Genomic DNA, 15,949 nt, shown 5'->3' with positions numbered 1-15,949 from the left:
GGCTACGCGAGGGGCGCCGTCGCGTCGTCACGGTGGCCGCCCTCGCGCGCGCGCACCGGGTCGCCGATGCGCAGCAGCTGGTCCAGCGTCCCGACCTCCCAGCGCGGGAGACGCAGCAGCAGCCGCTGGAAGACCTGCGCCGTGACGAAGGCGTCGGTCAGCGCGTGGTGCTCGCGCGCCGGCGGTACATCGAGGGCCTGGGCCAGCTCGTGCAGGCGCGGATCGTGCAGGCGCGGCAGACCCGCCCCGCCATCGAGCGGCGGCCGCCCGGCGAGCCAGTCGTAGAGCGGCCAGGTGTCGACCGCGCGGTTGGCCAGCGGCGGGAGATGGGCGCGCGCCAGCTCCTTGGCCAGGAACTGCAGGTCGATCTCGACGAAGTGCCCGACAACGACGTCGCGGCCGCAGAAGTCGAGGAAGCCCTGGAGCAGTCCGCCGATCTCCGGGCGGCCGTTGGTCTCCTCGGGGGTGATGTTGTGCAGCACGATGCTCGTCGGCGTCAGCTCGGCGGCCGGCCGCGCCACCTCGTAGTAGCGGTCGGCCAGGTCGATCCGCCCCTCCACGACGCGGATGCCGCCGAGCGAGACGATGGAGTCCCGGCGCTCGTCGAGGCCGGTGAGCTCGGTGTCGATGACGACATAGCGCGCCGCGAGCGGGCCGAGCGGCTCGCGCCGCGCCTCCGTCTTCCCCCGGAACGGCCACATCCCGTTCACGCCTCCTGTTCGCTTGACAGAGCGGTCAAAGGGGCCCGGATGCTTCTTTCACCGCTCTGTCAGAGGACGGAGGCCTTGTAGCGCTCAAGCACCTGGTCCTGCACCCGCGCGATGAGGTGGAAGGCGTCCTTGATCGTGCGCTTCTCGAGGTTCGTCAGGCGGCTCGGCGTGATGAAGTTGTCGATCTCCGCGCCGTCGGTCGCCTGCCGGAACTGGCTGTGCACGCGCAGCAGCAGCAGGAAGTCGAGCGCCTGGGCCAGCTCCTCGGCGTGCTCGCGCACGATGGTGTGGGTCTCGCGCAGGGCCTCGAGCCGCTCGAGGGTCCCGGTCGCGCGGCAGCCCTTCTCCAGCGCGAAGAAACGCACCATGTCGACGAGCGGGTTGATCCCGCGCGCCTTGAGGTTGAGCTGGTCCTTGTGCTCGCCGCTTTTCTCCACGACGAACGAGCCGAAGAAACCGATGGGCGGGCGGTTGGTCACGATCTGGTTGACGACGTACGAGAGGAAGGCGCGCTGGTCCGCCAGCTGCGCGACGACGTGGTCGCGCAGCCGCTCGCCGAGCAGCGCCTCGCCGTGCACGACGCGGAAGTCGAAGAAGATCGCCGACTGCAGCGGCCCGCCGCCGCCCGGGTTGACGATCCACTCCGAGAAGTAGCGGCGCCAGGTGCGCAGCGGCTGGCACCAGGTGGGGTTGGCCGCCATGAGCCCCGCGGGGCACGGCGGGAAGCCGCAGGCGATCAGCGCCTCCTTCGCGAAGGCGGCGAACGCCCCGGCCCAGCGCAGCGCCTCCGCGGCGAGGTCCGCGTCCGGGACGTCGTCGAGGATCAGCGCGTTGTCCTGGTCCGTGCGGAAGATCTGCTCGCCGCGCCCCTCGGAGCCGAGCGCCAGCCAGGCGTAGCGCACCGGCGGGTGGCCGACCCGGCGCTCGGCGATCTCGAGCACGCGGCGCACGATGCGGTCGTTGAGCTCGGTGACGACGCGGGTGATGTTGGCCGCCCGCGCTCCCTCCTTGAGCAGCAGCCCGACGATCTGCGAGACCTTGCGCGAGGCGACGGCGAGGCTGGGGATGTCCTGCTGGTGCTCGACCTCCTGGACGACCGAGAGCGGCGAGGTCCCCTGGAGGATCATCAGGTCGTGGTTCGTGATGATGCCCTTCACGGCGCCGGACTCCATGACGAGCACGTGGTGGATGTTGTGGCGGATCATGGTCAGCAGCGCCTCGAAGCAGTAGTCGCGCGCGTCCGCCGTCACCAGCGGCGCGCTCATGATCTCCGCGGCCGGGCCGGCGACGTCGCGGTCCGCGGCGACCACCTTGTCGCGGATGTCCCGATCCGTGATGATGCCCGCGGGCGCGCCGCCGCCGTCGACGAGGATCAGCGAGCTGATGTGGTTGCGCGACATCAACTCGGCGGCCGCCTGGATCGTCAGGCCCAGCGGCGCCGTGACCACCGTCCCGCCGACCAGCTCGCCCACGGGCGTCGTGAACAGCAGCCGCTCGCCGCCGCCGACCAGGACGCTGCGCGTGCGCATCTCGTGGATCGTCTTGTCGAGGTACTTCGTGAGGAAGGCGCGGTGCAGGTACTCGCGGATCAGCGGGTGGGCATCGAGCAGGCGGCGGAAGTCGGCCTTGCCGACGAGATAGCAGATCGTATCCCCGGTGGCCACGACGTTCGTGCGGGAGCGGTCGCCGGTGTAGAGCGAGACGAAGCCGATGATGTCGCCCTCCGCGCGGTAGTCGACGAGGGTCTCCTCGCTCTCGGCGGAACGCACGAAGACCTTGGCGCCGCCCTTCTTGACGACGAGCAGGTGCTCGCTCGGCGGCCCGCCCTGCTCGAGGATGACGGTGCCGGTCGGGTAGTACTCCAGCTCGATCGAGCGCGCCAGGTCGCGCAGCGGCTGGTCCTCGAGGAACTGGAAGGGCGGGACCTTCTTGAGGAAGGCGACCGCCTCGTCGATGGCGGCCTTCTGGATGCGCTGGCGTCCGTTCATGAGGTCGAATCCGACCCGTCCATTCGGGAACGATAGCGGATGCCCCGACGGGCGGTCAAGGAGCGAAGCCCCTGGGATGCGCGCGCGGATCGTGCGCGGCGCGGCGTCGCGCCCACGCGATCCGGCTCGAAAAGAGCAGGCCGGCGCCGATGGCCGCGTAGAGCGGGCCCACGACCTTCAGCGGCACGAGCCCGCCGCGCAGCAGGCGCCCGGCGCCAGACATCAGGGCCACCAGCAGCCAGCTGCGCACGGAGAGGAAGCCCCCGGCGCACCGCCCGTCGCCGCGGCTCTCGATGCGGTCGGCGATGCGTGCGGCGGCGCGGTCGAGGACGAAGCGCCCTTTCAGCAGGCCCGCGGCGGCGGCAAGCGCGGCGGCGGGCGCGCCCCAGCCCGGTCCGAACGCCCGCAGCGTCCAGCGGACGCCGACGATCAGCAGGCCGGCGCCGACGACGCTCCAGAGGCCGGCGGCGAGCAGCAGCTGGGTGCGCCCGGCGGCCCGGGGCTTCCAGCGCTCGAGGACAGGGTGGCGTGCGGCGGCCGGCATGCGCGGGACGCTAGCACCGTGAAACGGGCGCCGTCAACGCCCCGCAGCGGGGGTCTTTTCCGCCCGGGCTGCGTTGCCTCGTCGTTTCCTTGTGCGGCGTACGGAAAGTACGCCTCCGCGGTCGCATCCTCGGCGCCTTGCCCGGACGAAAAATCCCGCCCGTTGCGGACGGGTCAGATGCAAGGAACACGACCAGTCCTTCGGGGGTAACAGCGGGGACAGCCGCGCCATACGGGGCGGAGCCCCCTTGGAAGCGCGCGCAGAAAGGCTTCGCCGGACGTGATGCCCCGCCGGGCGCTGATGCGCCCGTATGGGCGTCCGGCTAATGATGAGGGTGGGAGGAGACGACGCGGGCGGCCTGCCCGATGAGCATCCCCAGCTCGTGCCGCATGAAGTCCAGGTACGTCGGGTGCAGGCTGCGCCGCCCGTCGACGGTGACGCCGTACTTGGCGGGGTAGCGGTTGAGCGCGTAGGCCAGCGTGTCCGAGCGGCAGCTCTCGCAGCTGCAGCTGCTCGCCCCGCGCCCGAGTGCCGGCCCGACCATGTCCGTGCCGACCTCGAAGGTGTAGTTCACCAGGGAGACCGTGCCGCGGTGCGACGGCGCCCCGACCCGGTGCTTCGGCCGCAGCGAGACCCGCTTGATCGCCGCCTGGACCGCCTCGCGGATCTTGCCGGCCTTGATGATGCCGGCGGCGTGCCCGAAGGTCTCGGTCCGACAGTAGAGCGGCGGGAGCATCGTCAGCGCCAGGGCCACGATGTCCGTCTCGCAGAGCGAGCACCAGCAGCGCTGTTCCGTCGCGGCGGAGCGCACCCGCTCCACCTCCTCGCGGACGAGCTGCTCCATCTCGTTCTTGATGCTCAACGTCAGCCCCCCCATGCGGAGAATACTACGATCTGCGCCCAAGCGCAAAAGTGACGCACGTCACACTCCTGGCGGGCGGCGGCTCTCCGCGGGGGGCGGCCGGCGCAGGCCGCGGGCCGCGTAGACGGCGCCGCCCCAGAGGCTGTAGAGCAGCGAGTTGGCGCGGATGAGCAGGCCGACAAGCAGGCCGGGGGAGCCGCCGGCCCCGCTCGCGCCGAAGGTGAAGAAGTAGGCCCACTCCATGAGGCCGAGGCCGCCGATGGTGACGGGCAGCGAGGTGACGAACATGATCACCGGCACGATCACCAGCAGCGTCCGCACGGGAAGCACGATCCCGAAGGCGCGCGAGGCGACGGCGATGTACGCCATGGCGCCGAGGTGGAAGAGCAGCGAGAGCGCCAGCGCGGCGACCACGGCGCGCGTCTGGCCGGCGTAGTCGTGGATCGCCTCCTGGACGGCCGCGAGCTTGCCGATCAGCCTCCCGGCGAGCCCGCCCGGGAAGCGCCGCAGCGCGAAGGCCAGCGGGCCCGGCAGCGCCACGGCCAGCGCGACAGCGACGTAGACGAGGACGCCCGCGCCCAGCGCCAGCGCGAAGCGCGGGTCCCGGAAGCTCGAGAGGTTGGTCGCGAACGCCACCAGCGCGATGGCCGTGAGCGCCGTCAGGCCCGTGAAGCGCTCCATGAAGACCGAGGCCAGGACGTGCTCCTGCCCGCCGACCTGCTTGCCCGCCTCGTAGCTGCGGAAGAGGTCGCCGCCGATGGTCGAGGGGAGGAAGTTGTTCACGAAGAGGCCGGCGAGGTAGAGGTTGAACAGCCGGCCGAACGGCAGCGGCCTGCCCGTGGCCCGCAGCAGGATGCGCCACTTCCAGGTGCTGACGGCGAGCGGGGCGATGCCGGCCGCCACCGCGAGCGCCAGCCAGGCCGGATCGGTCCTGTCGAGCATCCCGCGCAGCTCCGCCCAGTCGATGCGGCGCGCGAGCACGAGCAGGAGCGTCCCGCTGACGGCGGCCTTCAGGGCGGTCGCGAGGCGCCGCTTCCAGCGCGGTGCCGGGGCGGGGGGCGCCGTCTCCGGCGCTGGCAGAGGAGACATCGTTTCGGTCGTCATACCCCGCTTTCGGGTGGCGCCGCGCCCGGGCCGAGCGGCGGTGTCAGGTTGTACCAGAGTCCCGAGCCGGTCTGCAACGCCGCCTCGCGCCGCGTCAGCGCGACTTCGGGTCCAGTGCGTCGCGCAGCGCGTCCCCGACGAGGTTCAGGGCCAGCACCGCCAGCATGATGAACAGCCCCGGGAAGAAGGCGATGTGCGGGGCGTACAGCAGGTAGGCGGCGCCCTGGGAGAGCAGCCCGCCCCACGTCGGCACGTCCTGCGGGCCCAGCCCGAGGAACGAGAGCGACGACTCCGCGATGATCACCCCCGCGGCGCTGAAGGTGGCCTGCACGATCACCGGCGAGAGGGCGTTGGGGAGGATGTGGCGCACGATCACCCGCCACGGCCCCGCCCCGGCGGCGCGCGCCGCCGCGACGTACTCGCGCTCGCGCAGGCCGAGCACCTGGGCGCGCACGAGCCGCGCGTAGCCGACCCAGCCCATCACGGAGAGCGCGATGACGAGGTTCACGAGGTTCGGGCCGAGCACGCCGGCGAGCGCGATCGCCAGCAGAATCCCCGGGAAGGCCAGGAAGATGTCGGCGACCCGCATCGCGAGGACGTCGGCGGCGCCGCCGAGGTAGCCGGCCGCTGCGCCGATGGCGACCCCGGCGACGACGGTGACGGCCACCACCGCGACCGCGATCGCCAGCGAGGCCCGCGCGCCGTAGGCGACCTGCGCGAAGACGTCGCGGCCGAGCCGGTCCTGGCCGAAGGGGTGGCCGCTCGAGGGGCCGCGCAGGGCGCCGGCCAGGTCGGTGCGCAGGGGTTCGCGGGTGGAGACCAGGGGCGCCAGCAGCCCCAGCGCGAGGATCGCCGCCAGCATCAGGGCGCCGATGCGCGCCGGCAGCGAAAATGGGGACAGATCTATTTTCGCCAGGACCCCGGAGCGGGACGCGGGACGATGGCTCACGTGCGCACCCGCGGATCGATGACGGAGTACAGCGCGTCCGTCAGGAAGTTCACCGCCACGTAGCAGAGCGAGATCACGAGCACGCACCCCTGGACGAGCGGGTAGTCGCGCGCGGTGATCGCCTGGATCAGCAGCGTGCCGACGCCGGGCCAGGAAAAGACGTTCTCCGTGACCACCGCGCCTGAGAGCAGCGCGCCGAACTGCAGCCCGACGATGGTCACCACCGGCAGCAGCGCGTTGCGCAGGGCGTGGCGCGCGATCACCGCGCGCTCGCCCACGCCCTTGGCGCGCGCCGTCCGCAGGTACTCCTCGCCGAGGACGTCCAGCATCGAGGCGCGCGTCATGCGCACGAGGATCGCCGCGAGCGCCATCCCCAGGGTCGCCGCCGGCAGCACGAGGCTGGCGGCGCCCTCCCGGCCGCTGACCGGCAGCCAGCCGAGGCGGAAGGAGAAGAGGATGATCAGCAACGGGCCGAGCCAGAAGTTGGGCATCGAGATGCCGGCGAGCGAGCCGATGAGCGTCAGCCGGTCCGCGAGGCGGTCGCGCCGGACGGCGGCGAGGATGCCGAGCGGCAGCGCGATGAGCAGGGCCACCGCCAGCGCGGCCGCGGCCAGCTGCGCCGTGGCCGGCAGCGCCGCGCCGATCACGGCGAGCACGGGCTTGCGGTAGAAGTACGAGTGGCCGAGGTCGCCGCGCCCGAGGCCGCCGAGAAAGCGCAGGTACTGCTGGCCGAGCGGGCGGTCGAGGCCGAGGTCGTGGCGCAGCTGCTGCAGGTCGGCACGCGAGGCCGTCTCGCCGAGCATGACCTCCACCGGGTCGCCGGGGATCAGGTGCACGAGCAGGAAGACGAGCGTCAGCACCCCGAGGACCGTCGGGACGAGCAGCAGCAGGCGCCGGCCGATGCCCGTCACCTGGCAGCCTCCCGCGCGTGCACCTTCTTGAGCGAGGTGTACTGCCCGCCGGGGTACGGCTCGAACCCCTCGAAGCGGGTGGCCAGCGCGTAGATGTCGTCCGGGTACCAGAGGCTGACGTAGACGCAGTCCGCGGCGATCAGGCGCTGGGCGGCGACGAGCTGGGTGCGCCGCGTCGCCGGGTCCATCTCGCGGCGGCTGGCGTCGAGCAGCCGGTCGACCTCGGCGTTCGCGTAGCGGCCGCGGTTGGCGCCGGCGGGCGGCACGCTCGCGCTGTGGAAGATGTAGTGCAGGTTGTCCGGGTCGGTGATCCCCACCCAGCGCAGGGAATAGAGCTGGAAGTTGCCCGCCTTGATGTCGCCGTAGAAGGTCCCCCACTCGTACGAGCGGCGCTCGACCCGGATGCCGACCGCCGCGAGGTCCTCGGCGATCAGGTCGGCCATCTCGATCCCCTGGCGGTCGGTCGAGGTCTTGTAGGAGAGGGCGAAGCGCGCGCCGTCGGGCCGCACGGGCAAGCCGGCTTCGTCCAGCAGGCGACGCGCGAGCGCGGGGTCGTGCCCGAACACGGGCACGTCGGCCGCGTGCGCCCAGTTCTCCGGCGCCAGCAGCGTCGCCGCCGGCCGCGCCAGGCCGAAGAACAGCGCGCGCACGATGCGGTCGCGGTCGATCGCGTGGGCGATGGCGCGGCGCACGCGCAGGTCGCGCAGGACGGGGTCCCGGAGGTTGAAGCCGAGGTACTGGTAGGTGATCCCCGGCCGCGTCGTGACGGCGAGCCGGGTCTCCTCGCGCAGGAAGGGCACCGCGTACGGCGGCACGTTGTTCCAGAGCAGGTCGATGCGCCCCCGCCGTGCCTCGAGCAGGCGCGTGGTCTCGTTGGCGATGATCCGGAAGACGACGCGGTCGAGCTGCGGGCGCCCCTCCCATGCGCCGTCGAAGGCCAGCAGGACGAGCCGCTCGCCCGGCCGCCACTCGCCCCAGCGGAAGGGGCCGCTGCCCACGGGGGCGTCGGCGAAGCCGGGCGCGTCCCCGAGGTGCGCGGGGACGATCCCGAGCGCCAGGTTGTAGAGGAACGAGGCGAAGGGCTCCTTCAGCGAGAAGCGCACCGTCGCCGGGTCGGGCGCCTCGACCGCCGAGACGACGGCGAGCGCACCCTGGTTGGGCGAGTGGTTCTTCGGGTCGCGCATCCAGTCGTAGGTGTACTTGACGTCTGCCGCGGTCAGCGGGCGCCCGTCGTGGAAGCGCACGCCGTCGCGCAGGTGAAAGATGTACTCGGTCGGCGACGGCGTCTCCCAGGAGAGCGCCAGCTCCGGCTGCGGCTGCCCCGACGGGTCGAGGCGCAGCAGCGAGTTGAAGAGCAGCGGGATGAGGCGCACGGCCGCGGCGCCGGTGGCCAGGCGCGGGTCGAGGTTCGTGGGGTTCGCCTCGAGGCCGACGACGAGCGTGCGGGGATCGGGGGGCGGGCCCCCGGCACAGGCGGGGATCGCCAGCACCCCGGGCACGGCACAGAACGCCAGCAACAGCCGGAGGAGCCGCGGGTGCCGCATCGTGCGTGAGATTCTAGCAGAGCCGCGGCGGGACCCGGCCCGCCGGGCCCCTCACTCCGCGTCCGCCGGGCGCGCGCGGAGCCGCTTGGTCTCGGCCCGCCCCTTCTTTTCACCGAGCCGGCGTTCGCGCGCGGCACGGGTCGGTCTCGTCGGCCGGCGCGGCGCCGGCGGCCGCCAGCAGTCCTCGATCAGCCGGTCGAGACGGGCCAGCGCGTCCCGGCGGTTGGCCTCGCGCGTGCGGTGGCGCTGCGCCTCGATCACGAGGACGCCGCCGGTGGTCATGCGGCCGCCGGCGCGCGCGAAGAGACGCTCCTTCACGGCCTGCGGCAGCGCGCCGGAGCCGGCGAGGTCGAAGCGCAGCCGCACGGCGGTCTCAACCTTGTTGACGTTCTGCCCCCCGGGGCCCGAGGAGCGGAAGAATTCGAACCCGAGTTCTCCGGCGGCGAGCAGCGAGTCGGCGGTCGGCCGTGCCATGGTTTCCCCCGGTCACCCTGCTACGGCGCCGCAGCGATCTCGATCCGGTCGAAGATGAGCTCGCGCCCGCCCTCGAAGTTCACGCCGAAGGCGACGGGCGCGGAGCGCTCGAGCACGAAGGGGAGATCGAGGCGGGTGAATCCCTGACCCGTTCCCCCGGACGGGAGCGCGACGCTCGCCAGCGGCGCGGACTGGTTCGAGATGCCCACGCTGAAGCGCTCGCCGGCGCCAGGTCCTGCCGCGCGCATGAAGAGCGTCGCGATCCAGCGGCCCGCCGGGAGGACGCGGTCCGGCCCGGCGAAGGCGCGGTCCCGCGGATGATATCCGGGCGCCATCGCCACCGCGCGCCCGCCGGACGCCTGGGGGTCGGCTACCGGCTTGCCGATGTGAGCGATCTGCTCGACCTCGAAGCGCAACTCCGGCTCGGACCGCTCGGCGAAACGGATCGAGATGAAATCCAGGTCCACGGCCCGCTCGCTGGCGATCTCGAATGCGATCGGCGTGACGTGGCCGAGGGTCACGCCCGCCTCGACGTCCAGCACCCGGCCGTCGCCTCGCACGGTCGTCGCTCCCGCGGCCGGGAGCGCCTCGCCGCTGGCGGCGTCCAGAACCCGGAGGGTGATCCCCGGCGCGGGGGCCGGCGCGGGCAGGAAGAAGCGCGCGGTCACCCGGTAGTCGCCGGCGGGAAGCGCGCGTCGCGGAATCCAGCGCGCGGCGTGGCCCGGCGCGCCCGCGGGAATCTGGCCGGCCGCACCTCCCGAGGCGAGCGGGTCGACCACGACCTCGGCCCCCGGGCGGTTCTCCCCCTCGACGAGGACGCCCACCGGGGATGTCGGCAGCGGCGCCTGGTCCGGCAGCGGCTCCTCCCTCAGCCGGTAGAGGTGCACGGGCGAGGCGTAGATCAGCTCCTCGAGGTAGCGGGAGCGCGCGAGCCGCGCCGCCGCGAGGTCGGCCGGGAACGGGCTGACTTTCGCCGGGTACACGTCCTCGTGGAGCAGGATGTGTCGCACGCCGAGACGGCGGGCGAGGTCGCGCTCCGGTTGCCCCATCTCGCCGAAGTTCAGCGGCGAGAGCGGCCAGAAGACCCGGTCGAGGTAGTCGCGGGGCACCGCTGGCGAATAGCCGTTCACGAACGGGATGCGGTAGCGCGTTGTCCAGTAGAAGTAGACCGAGGACCACGCGGAGTCCCCCGGCCACAGCGGCAGGGCGAGCGCCACCTCGCCGGGCGCGCGCTCCCGGGCGAGCCGGTCGTAGGCGGGCTGCTCGCGCGGCAGCGTCGTCAGGCCGGGGGCGTGACGCGGCAGGTAGTCGGCAACCAGCGCCAGCAGCACGACGCCGGCGAGGGCGCCCCCGTACCGGACGTGCCGCCGCAGGATCTCCAGGCCGGCGGCCGCCGTGACGGCGAACGGCACGACGCCGACCGCGAGGATGCGGCCGGAGACGCGCGGCGAGTTGAAGAGGGGCACCACGTCGTAGAACAGGTGATAGAGCGGCAATTGGGGCAGGTGCGGCCCCACGGCGAGGAGCACGGCGAGCGCCGCGGCGACGCCGTGGAAGCCATCGGCGCGCGATGGCGCGCCCTCGCCGCCGTGCCGGCGGGCGAGCAGGCCGACGAGCGCCAACGTCAGCGCCACGACGCCGAGGTAGACCAGGTACTCGCCGCCCGTCGCGGAGCGGCGCACGAGGTCCTCCGGGCGCGGCGAGAACGCGAGCACTTCCCCGAACGCCCGCCCGTGCGAGGCGATCGAGCCCCTGAAGATGAGCCGCCGCGTCAGTGCCAGGAAGCCGACGGTGGCCGCCGCGCCGGCGAGCAGCACGGCCACGGGCGCGGCAAGCCGCCGCAAGCGCTCGGCGCCATCGGCCCGCAGTCGCAGGGTCCCGAGCGAGGTGGCCAGCGGCCGGGCGGCGAGCGCCGATGCCACCGTGGCGAGAACCAGCAGCGCCTTGCCCGCGTGCGGCACGCCGACAACCGGGACGAGCGGGTAGAGGCCGAGCAGCGCGAACGGTGCCAGCGCGCGGGCGAGGCCGGCGGGCGCCGCGGGCGCTGGCAGGACCGCATCGAGCTCGCGCCCGAGGCGCCGCCAGAGCGCCCAGGCCGCGAGCGCCGCGAGCGTCGGCGTCAGAATCCAGCCGGTCGGCTCGCCGAGGGCGTGGGCGCGGTCCATGGCGCCGTACAGGGCGACGCCGGCGCCGAGACCGCCGGCCGCGGCAAGCAGGGCCCCGGGGACGCGTCTGTTCGCGGCGGGCGCGGCCGCCACGGGCTCGAACCAGCCGGCGAGCGGGAAGAGCAGGCGCAGGGGGAGGTAGAACGCGAACAGCAGCGAGAGGTGGTACGCGATGTGGAACTCCATGGTGCCTGCGAAGAAGAACGCGGCGATCGCTCCCGCCGCCCACCCGCCCCAGCGCCGCCGCTGCAGCGCGCACTCGACGCAGAGCAGGAACAGCGGCACCAGGGCGGTCAGCATGCCGTTGACATGGCCGGCGAGCTGCCCGACCCGATAGGGAAAGAGCGCCACCACGAGCGCGCCGGCGAGCGCCGCGAAGCGGTCGGCGGTGCCGAGGCGCAGCAGCGCGTAGGTGGCGCAGCCCGCGACGACGAAGGAGAGCAGGATCAGGGTGTTGAACGCGGCGACGGCGCCGAGCGGGGCGAGCAGCAGGGCGAGCAGCGCGAGCAGCGACGGCTGGAAGAAGAAAGCGCGGTAGCCGCCGTAGCGGAACTGGTAGGGGTCGAAGAGGGGGGCGCGTCCCTCGCGGACGCTGTCCTGCAGCAGCCAGAGCAGGTAGTAGATCTGCAGGTGGTCGCCCTGGGCCAGCGTCACCCGCTCATAGCCCGGCGCGGGCTGGTCGGCGTACGGGATGTCGGTCGCGAAGTGCCGCGCCAGCGGCCAGGTGAACGCCAGCGCCAGCGCCAGCGCCAGCAGCGCGACGAGGGCCGTCTCGCGCAGGCCGGGCAGCCCGGCGCGGGGCCCGTCATCGGCGGTTGCGGATCCGTGCGGCGCGCGGGGTTCCTGGTGAACGGGCACGCTCACCCGCCGCGGTCAGTAGACCTTTTCCAGCTGCTCGCTCCAGGTCCTCGCCATCAGCGAGTACCCGGCCGCGTTGGGGTGCAGGCCGTCCTCCGAGAGCAGGAAGTAGGGCGACGTGACGTAGCCGGGGTCGCTGACGAAGCTCTGGAAGTGGTCGGCGCACCTGATGTCCAGCTCGTTGCAGAGCGCGCGGATCCCATCGTTGCCGGCCTCGATGAAGTGCATCCAGGCCCCGTGCTCGCCGGTGGCGGGGGTCATCGTGCCGAGCACCGGGACGGTCTTGTTCCGCTTCGCCGCCAGGGCCATCGTGCGCAGGTTGGCGAGGAGGGCGTGCGTCCCGTTGATGACGTCGTTCGGACTGTAGTCGATGAGCAGCACGCCGGGATGCCAGCGGTCCAGGAGCCTCTGGACGCGGTCGACGCCCCCGAAGGAGTCCTCGCCGCACACGCCCGCGTTGATCACGTGCTTGTTCGTCAGGGCGGCGAGGCGCGGGGGATAGCCGCCGAGCGTGCGGTACGCCGGGACGCAGTCGGTCACGCCGATGTCACCGTAGCCGAACGTGATGCTGTCGCCGATCGCGACGATCAGCTCGGGGTCGTTGTCCCCGAAGTCCGGCCCGCTGTCGCCGCCGCAGCCCCCGAAACCGATCAGGACGGCCATGACCAGACCGGCCGCGAGGCGGGCGGAGAGCGCACGTTTCGGGCCGCACTGTGCCGTAGACATGGCGCTGCATCGTAGCGAAGCGCGCCCCGATTGGCAAGCAACTTTGCGGTCCGGGTGCGCTATACTATCGCGGATGAACGTCCTGGACCATCGCTCCCCGCCCACCCCTGCGGCCTCCTTCGCGGGTGTGTCCGCCCTTGCCGGGGAGGCGGACGAGGGGATCACGTCCGCCGAGAGCAAGTTCGTCGCCCCGGCCGACCGCGAGGAGCTGGTCCTGGCCTGGCTGCGGCACGTCTGCCTGCCGGACCCGGTCCACCCGGACGCGACGGTGTACACGCTCTACTATGACACGTCCGCGCTCGACGCCTACTGCGAGAAGCGCGAGGGCGAGTTCGTCAAGACCAAGTGCCGGCTGCGCTGGTACGACCCCGAGCTGTCGGCGGACCCGGCGCTGCGGCAGGCGTTCCTCGAGATCAAGCGCAAGTTCGGCCAGGGGCGGCGCAAGCCGCGCGTGGTCGTGACCGCGCCGCGCGACGTGCTGGACGGCGCGCCGCTCGACCACCCGCTGTTCCGCGAGATCCTCGCGCGCCACGCCCCGGCGCTCGGCGAGCGGCTCGCGCCGGGCCTGCAGCCGGCGGCCGTCGTGGAGTACCGCCGCCGGCGGTTCATCTGCCCGTTCACGCTCTCGCGGGTCTGCCTGGACACGGGGATCGGCCTCGGGCGGGTCAACGGGCGCCTGCTGCCGCGCCTCGGCGACCCGAGGCCGGGGACGATCGTGCTCGAGGTGAAGGACGGGGGGCGCGTGCCGATTCCCTGGCTGGCCACGCTCCAGGCGGCGGGCCTGCGCTGGCGGAGCTTTTCAAAATACGGGGCCTGCATCGCCCGCCTGCTCAAGGAGGAGTGAACCGTGTTCGACCAGCTCCAGAGGATCAAGGACGTGCAGGACCTGACCGCGCGGATCAACCCGATGCTCTTCGCGATCGCGATCCTCGTCTCGCTCGTCGCCTCGCTCGTCGCCAGCTGGCTCTACACCCGTTTCTACGAGCGGCGGGGCACGGGGAGCCAGATCAACCGCGCCTTCCCGCTGCTGGGCATCTCGATCACCTCGCTGTTCATCTGCATCCAGGTCTCGCTGCCGCTGTCCCTCGGCCTGCTCGGCGCGCTCTCGATCATCCGCTTCCGCACGCCGATCAAGGAACCCGAGGAGGTCGGCTTCATCATGCTCGTCATCGCCGCCTCGATCATCTGCGCGACGTTCAACTTCCAGTTCCTGCTCTTCCTGTACCTGCTCGCGGCCGGCGTGCTCTTCGCCGTGCACCTGGGGCGCGGGCGGCTCGGCCGCGGGCGCGACGGCGTCGTCCTGGTGACGCTGGCCGACGAGCAGGCGGCCGCCAGCCAGCGGCAGATCGAGGAGTGCGTGGGGCGCCACGCGCGCCGCAGCTTCGTCGAGAGCGCCGTGAGCCGCGACGGGCTCTCGAGCCTGCAGTTCTCGTTCGCCGACTTCCAGGGTGGGGTCGCGGACTTCCAGGAGGAGCTGCGCAAGCTGGCGCCGTCGGCCTCCGTCCAGGTCTTCTTCAACCGCCCCGGCGGTGTCGCCTGACCGGATGAGGCTTCGCAGCCGCCTCCCGGCCCTGGTTGCCGCGGGCCTGGTCCTGGCGGCGATCGTCGGGCTCGTCGCCCGCGCGGACGCCCTCCTCGACCTGCTCGCCGGCTCCGTCGCGCGCGCCGACGCCGCCGTCGGCAACCGCCTGAGCGCCGCGGGCGTGCTGGCCTACTGGGACTTCGACGAGGTCAGGCCGCGCAACCGCGTCTCCGGGCGCGACGTCGAGACGGGCGGGACCAGGATCGTCCGGGGGCGCTACGGCTCGGCGCGGGCGTTCCGCCCCGGCCGGCAGAGCTTCGTGCGGACCGATGTGCCCCTCCCGGCCCTTGGTCCGCAGTTCACGTTCTCCTGCTGGGTGCGCTTTCCCGAGAAGGTCAGGAACCAGCAGATCTTCCAGTACCTGGCGGTCGCGGGCGGCAAGCTCGTGCTGCGGCTCCCCGGGCAGAAGCCGCTGGCGTGGCCCATCGAGGCGGCGCCGGGGCGCTTCCGCCACGTCGCCTTCACCGTGGACGAGGCGGCGGGCACGGCCCGGCTCTATATCGACGGGGAGCCGCAGGGGAGCCTGGCGCTCCAGCCGCTGGTTCACAAGTCGCTCCAGCTGTGCTTCGGCCAGGACCGCTGGACGCCGCCCGCGGCATTCGCCCTTGACGAGGTGTCGGTCTGGGCGCGGGCGCTCTCGCCCGAGGAGGTACGCGCCCTCGCCCGCCAGCGCCGTTCGCTGGGGACCAGCCGCGCCTTCGCGCGCCTGGCGGCGCTGTACGCCGCGCGGACGTTTCGCGACACCTACGGGGCGCTGCTGCTCGCGGTCGACCTGTTCAACCCGCTGCTCCACGAGAGCCGGATCTACTCGGCTGGGCTGCCCTCCTACGCGCTGGAGCTCTCGCGGAACGACGTCCGGCACTTCAACGCCTGGTTCAACGATACGGCGGACAACGGCCTCAACGCGCCGGCGACCTCCGACAAGCGCAAGGTCGATCTGCTCGTGCGCGGCCGCCGCCGCAGCGCCGTCATGGAGCTGGTCGCCGGGCGGCAGACGGGGCCGGAGACGTCGTCAAAGCGGACCTTCACCCTGGAGCTGCTCGATGCGGACGGCGAGCCGGAGCGCAAGCTGCTCCTGCGGCCGGTCGAGGGCGCACCCTACCTGCTCGATGCGCTGGCTGCGAAGCTCGCGCGCGACAGCGGGCTGCCGCCGGTGGCGCCGGAGATCGTCGCCGTCAGCACCAACGGCTCGTTCGACGGCCTGTACCTCGCCGCGGACCTGTCGGGCGACAAGGGGTCCTTCTGGCGCGGCGAAGCCGAGCAGTGGCGCGAGCTGATCACGCGCCTGCCGTTCTTCCGCGACCAGGCCCTCGCCGAGTTCGACCGGATCGCCGGCCGGCTCAAGGCGCCCCTGTGCAGCGATCGAAAGAGTCCGCTGACGAGCCGGGAGATCGTGCACGAGATCCGGCGCCAGCGCCGGCTCCTCGAGGATGCGGCGCTCGACCGCACCCCGCGGTCCGACGAGGCGCTCGTCGCCCGGGTGGCCGACTTCGTCCGGGAGGAGATCTTCCTCGGCGACAACCCGCACGCCT

14 protein-coding genes are annotated in these 15,949 nt (G+C 72.7%); 3 read left to right on the top strand and 11 right to left on the bottom strand.

What is annotated here, in order from left to right; translation table 11 throughout:
• Positions 1–2 precede the first annotated feature (2 nt).
• The 11 genes from VI078_00070 to VI078_00020 all read right to left on the bottom strand — a co-directional run bounded on the left by VI078_00070 (position 3) and on the right by VI078_00020 (position 12,835).
• The gene (locus VI078_00070) at positions 3–701 is read right to left on the bottom strand and encodes a 3'-5' exonuclease (protein HEY5997681.1); all 699 of its coding nucleotides are present in this window, start codon (positions 699–701) and stop codon (positions 3–5) included.
• A 68-nt stretch (positions 702–769) separates the two neighbouring features.
• Positions 770–2,698: a DUF294 nucleotidyltransferase-like domain-containing protein gene (locus VI078_00065; protein ID HEY5997680.1), complete on the bottom strand. Its 1,929-nt coding sequence runs from the start codon at positions 2,696–2,698 to the stop codon at positions 770–772.
• 55 nt (positions 2,699–2,753) lie between these two features.
• Positions 2,754–3,242 carry a hypothetical protein gene (locus VI078_00060; protein ID HEY5997679.1) on the bottom strand — a complete coding sequence of 163 codons (489 nt, stop codon included), beginning with the start codon at positions 3,240–3,242 and terminating at the stop codon, positions 2,754–2,756.
• 322 nt (positions 3,243–3,564) lie between these two features.
• Entirely contained in the window at positions 3,565–4,119 is a 555-nt protein-coding gene (locus VI078_00055) for a late competence development ComFB family protein (GenBank protein HEY5997678.1), read from the bottom strand.
• Between the two features lie 45 nt (positions 4,120–4,164).
• Positions 4,165–5,208, bottom strand: a complete 1,044-nt coding sequence (locus VI078_00050) for a lysylphosphatidylglycerol synthase transmembrane domain-containing protein (GenBank protein ID HEY5997677.1) — start codon at positions 5,206–5,208, stop codon at positions 4,165–4,167.
• Between the two features lie 94 nt (positions 5,209–5,302).
• On the bottom strand, positions 5,303–6,157 hold the full coding sequence (locus VI078_00045) for an ABC transporter permease (GenBank protein HEY5997676.1): 855 nt from the start codon (positions 6,155–6,157) through the stop codon (positions 5,303–5,305).
• Positions 6,154–7,068 (bottom strand): nickel ABC transporter permease, encoded by a 915-nt coding sequence (gene nikB / locus VI078_00040; protein HEY5997675.1) that lies wholly within the window; start codon positions 7,066–7,068, stop codon positions 6,154–6,156. The genes VI078_00045 and nikB overlap by 4 nt, the downstream gene beginning before the upstream one ends.
• Positions 7,065–8,612, bottom strand: coding sequence for an ABC transporter substrate-binding protein (locus VI078_00035; protein ID HEY5997674.1), 1,548 nt, complete (start codon positions 8,610–8,612; stop codon positions 7,065–7,067). The genes nikB and VI078_00035 overlap by 4 nt, the downstream gene beginning before the upstream one ends.
• A 51-nt stretch (positions 8,613–8,663) precedes the next feature.
• Entirely contained in the window at positions 8,664–9,086 is a 423-nt protein-coding gene (arfB, locus tag VI078_00030; protein HEY5997673.1) for an alternative ribosome rescue aminoacyl-tRNA hydrolase ArfB, read from the bottom strand.
• Between the two features lie 20 nt (positions 9,087–9,106).
• Positions 9,107–12,109 (bottom strand): hypothetical protein, encoded by a 3,003-nt coding sequence (locus VI078_00025; protein ID HEY5997672.1) that lies wholly within the window; start codon positions 12,107–12,109, stop codon positions 9,107–9,109.
• Positions 12,110–12,124: 15 nt separating this feature from the next.
• Positions 12,125–12,835, bottom strand: coding sequence for a GDSL-type esterase/lipase family protein (locus VI078_00020; protein ID HEY5997671.1), 711 nt, complete (start codon positions 12,833–12,835; stop codon positions 12,125–12,127).
• Positions 12,836–12,908: 73 nt separating this feature from the next.
• Between VI078_00020 and VI078_00015 the strand changes: the two genes are divergently transcribed.
• From VI078_00015 to VI078_00005, 3 genes are all read left to right on the top strand, one after another.
• Positions 12,909–13,679, top strand: coding sequence for a VTC domain-containing protein (locus tag VI078_00015; GenBank protein HEY5997670.1), 771 nt, complete (start codon positions 12,909–12,911; stop codon positions 13,677–13,679).
• Positions 13,680–13,682: 3 nt separating this feature from the next.
• Positions 13,683–14,375 carry a DUF4956 domain-containing protein gene (locus VI078_00010; GenBank protein HEY5997669.1) on the top strand — a complete coding sequence of 231 codons (693 nt, stop codon included), beginning with the start codon at positions 13,683–13,685 and terminating at the stop codon, positions 14,373–14,375.
• A 4-nt stretch (positions 14,376–14,379) separates the two neighbouring features.
• The coding region (locus tag VI078_00005) for a LamG domain-containing protein (GenBank protein HEY5997668.1) at positions 14,380–15,949 on the top strand (1,570 nt) is incomplete at its 3' end.

This window comes from bacterium (genome assembly GCA_036524115.1).
GTDB lineage: Bacteria > JAUVQV01 > JAUVQV01 > JAUVQV01 > DATDCY01 > DATDCY01.
The sequence above is the reverse complement of the archived record's forward strand: the minus strand, read 5'-3'. Positions and strand labels throughout refer to the sequence as shown.

Excerpts from the sequence above, each read along its gene's own strand:
- VI078_00065 (HEY5997680.1), bottom strand. The coding sequence starts at position 2,698 with ATGAACGGACGCCAGCGCATCCAGAAGGCCGCCATCGACGAGGCGGTC.
- VI078_00020 (HEY5997671.1), bottom strand. The coding sequence starts at position 12,835 with ATGTCTACGGCACAGTGCGGCCCGAAACGTGCGCTCTCCGCCCGCCTC.
- VI078_00055 (HEY5997678.1), bottom strand. The coding sequence starts at position 4,119 with ATGGGGGGGCTGACGTTGAGCATCAAGAACGAGATGGAGCAGCTCGTC.
- VI078_00050 (HEY5997677.1), bottom strand. The coding sequence starts at position 5,208 with ATGACGACCGAAACGATGTCTCCTCTGCCAGCGCCGGAGACGGCGCCC.
- VI078_00070 (HEY5997681.1), bottom strand. The coding sequence starts at position 701 with ATGTGGCCGTTCCGGGGGAAGACGGAGGCGCGGCGCGAGCCGCTCGGC.
- VI078_00015 (HEY5997670.1), top strand. The coding sequence starts at position 12,909 with ATGAACGTCCTGGACCATCGCTCCCCGCCCACCCCTGCGGCCTCCTTC.
- VI078_00060 (HEY5997679.1), bottom strand. The coding sequence starts at position 3,242 with ATGCCGGCCGCCGCACGCCACCCTGTCCTCGAGCGCTGGAAGCCCCGG.
- VI078_00035 (HEY5997674.1), bottom strand. The coding sequence starts at position 8,612 with ATGCGGCACCCGCGGCTCCTCCGGCTGTTGCTGGCGTTCTGTGCCGTG.
- arfB (HEY5997673.1), bottom strand. The coding sequence starts at position 9,086 with ATGGCACGGCCGACCGCCGACTCGCTGCTCGCCGCCGGAGAACTCGGG.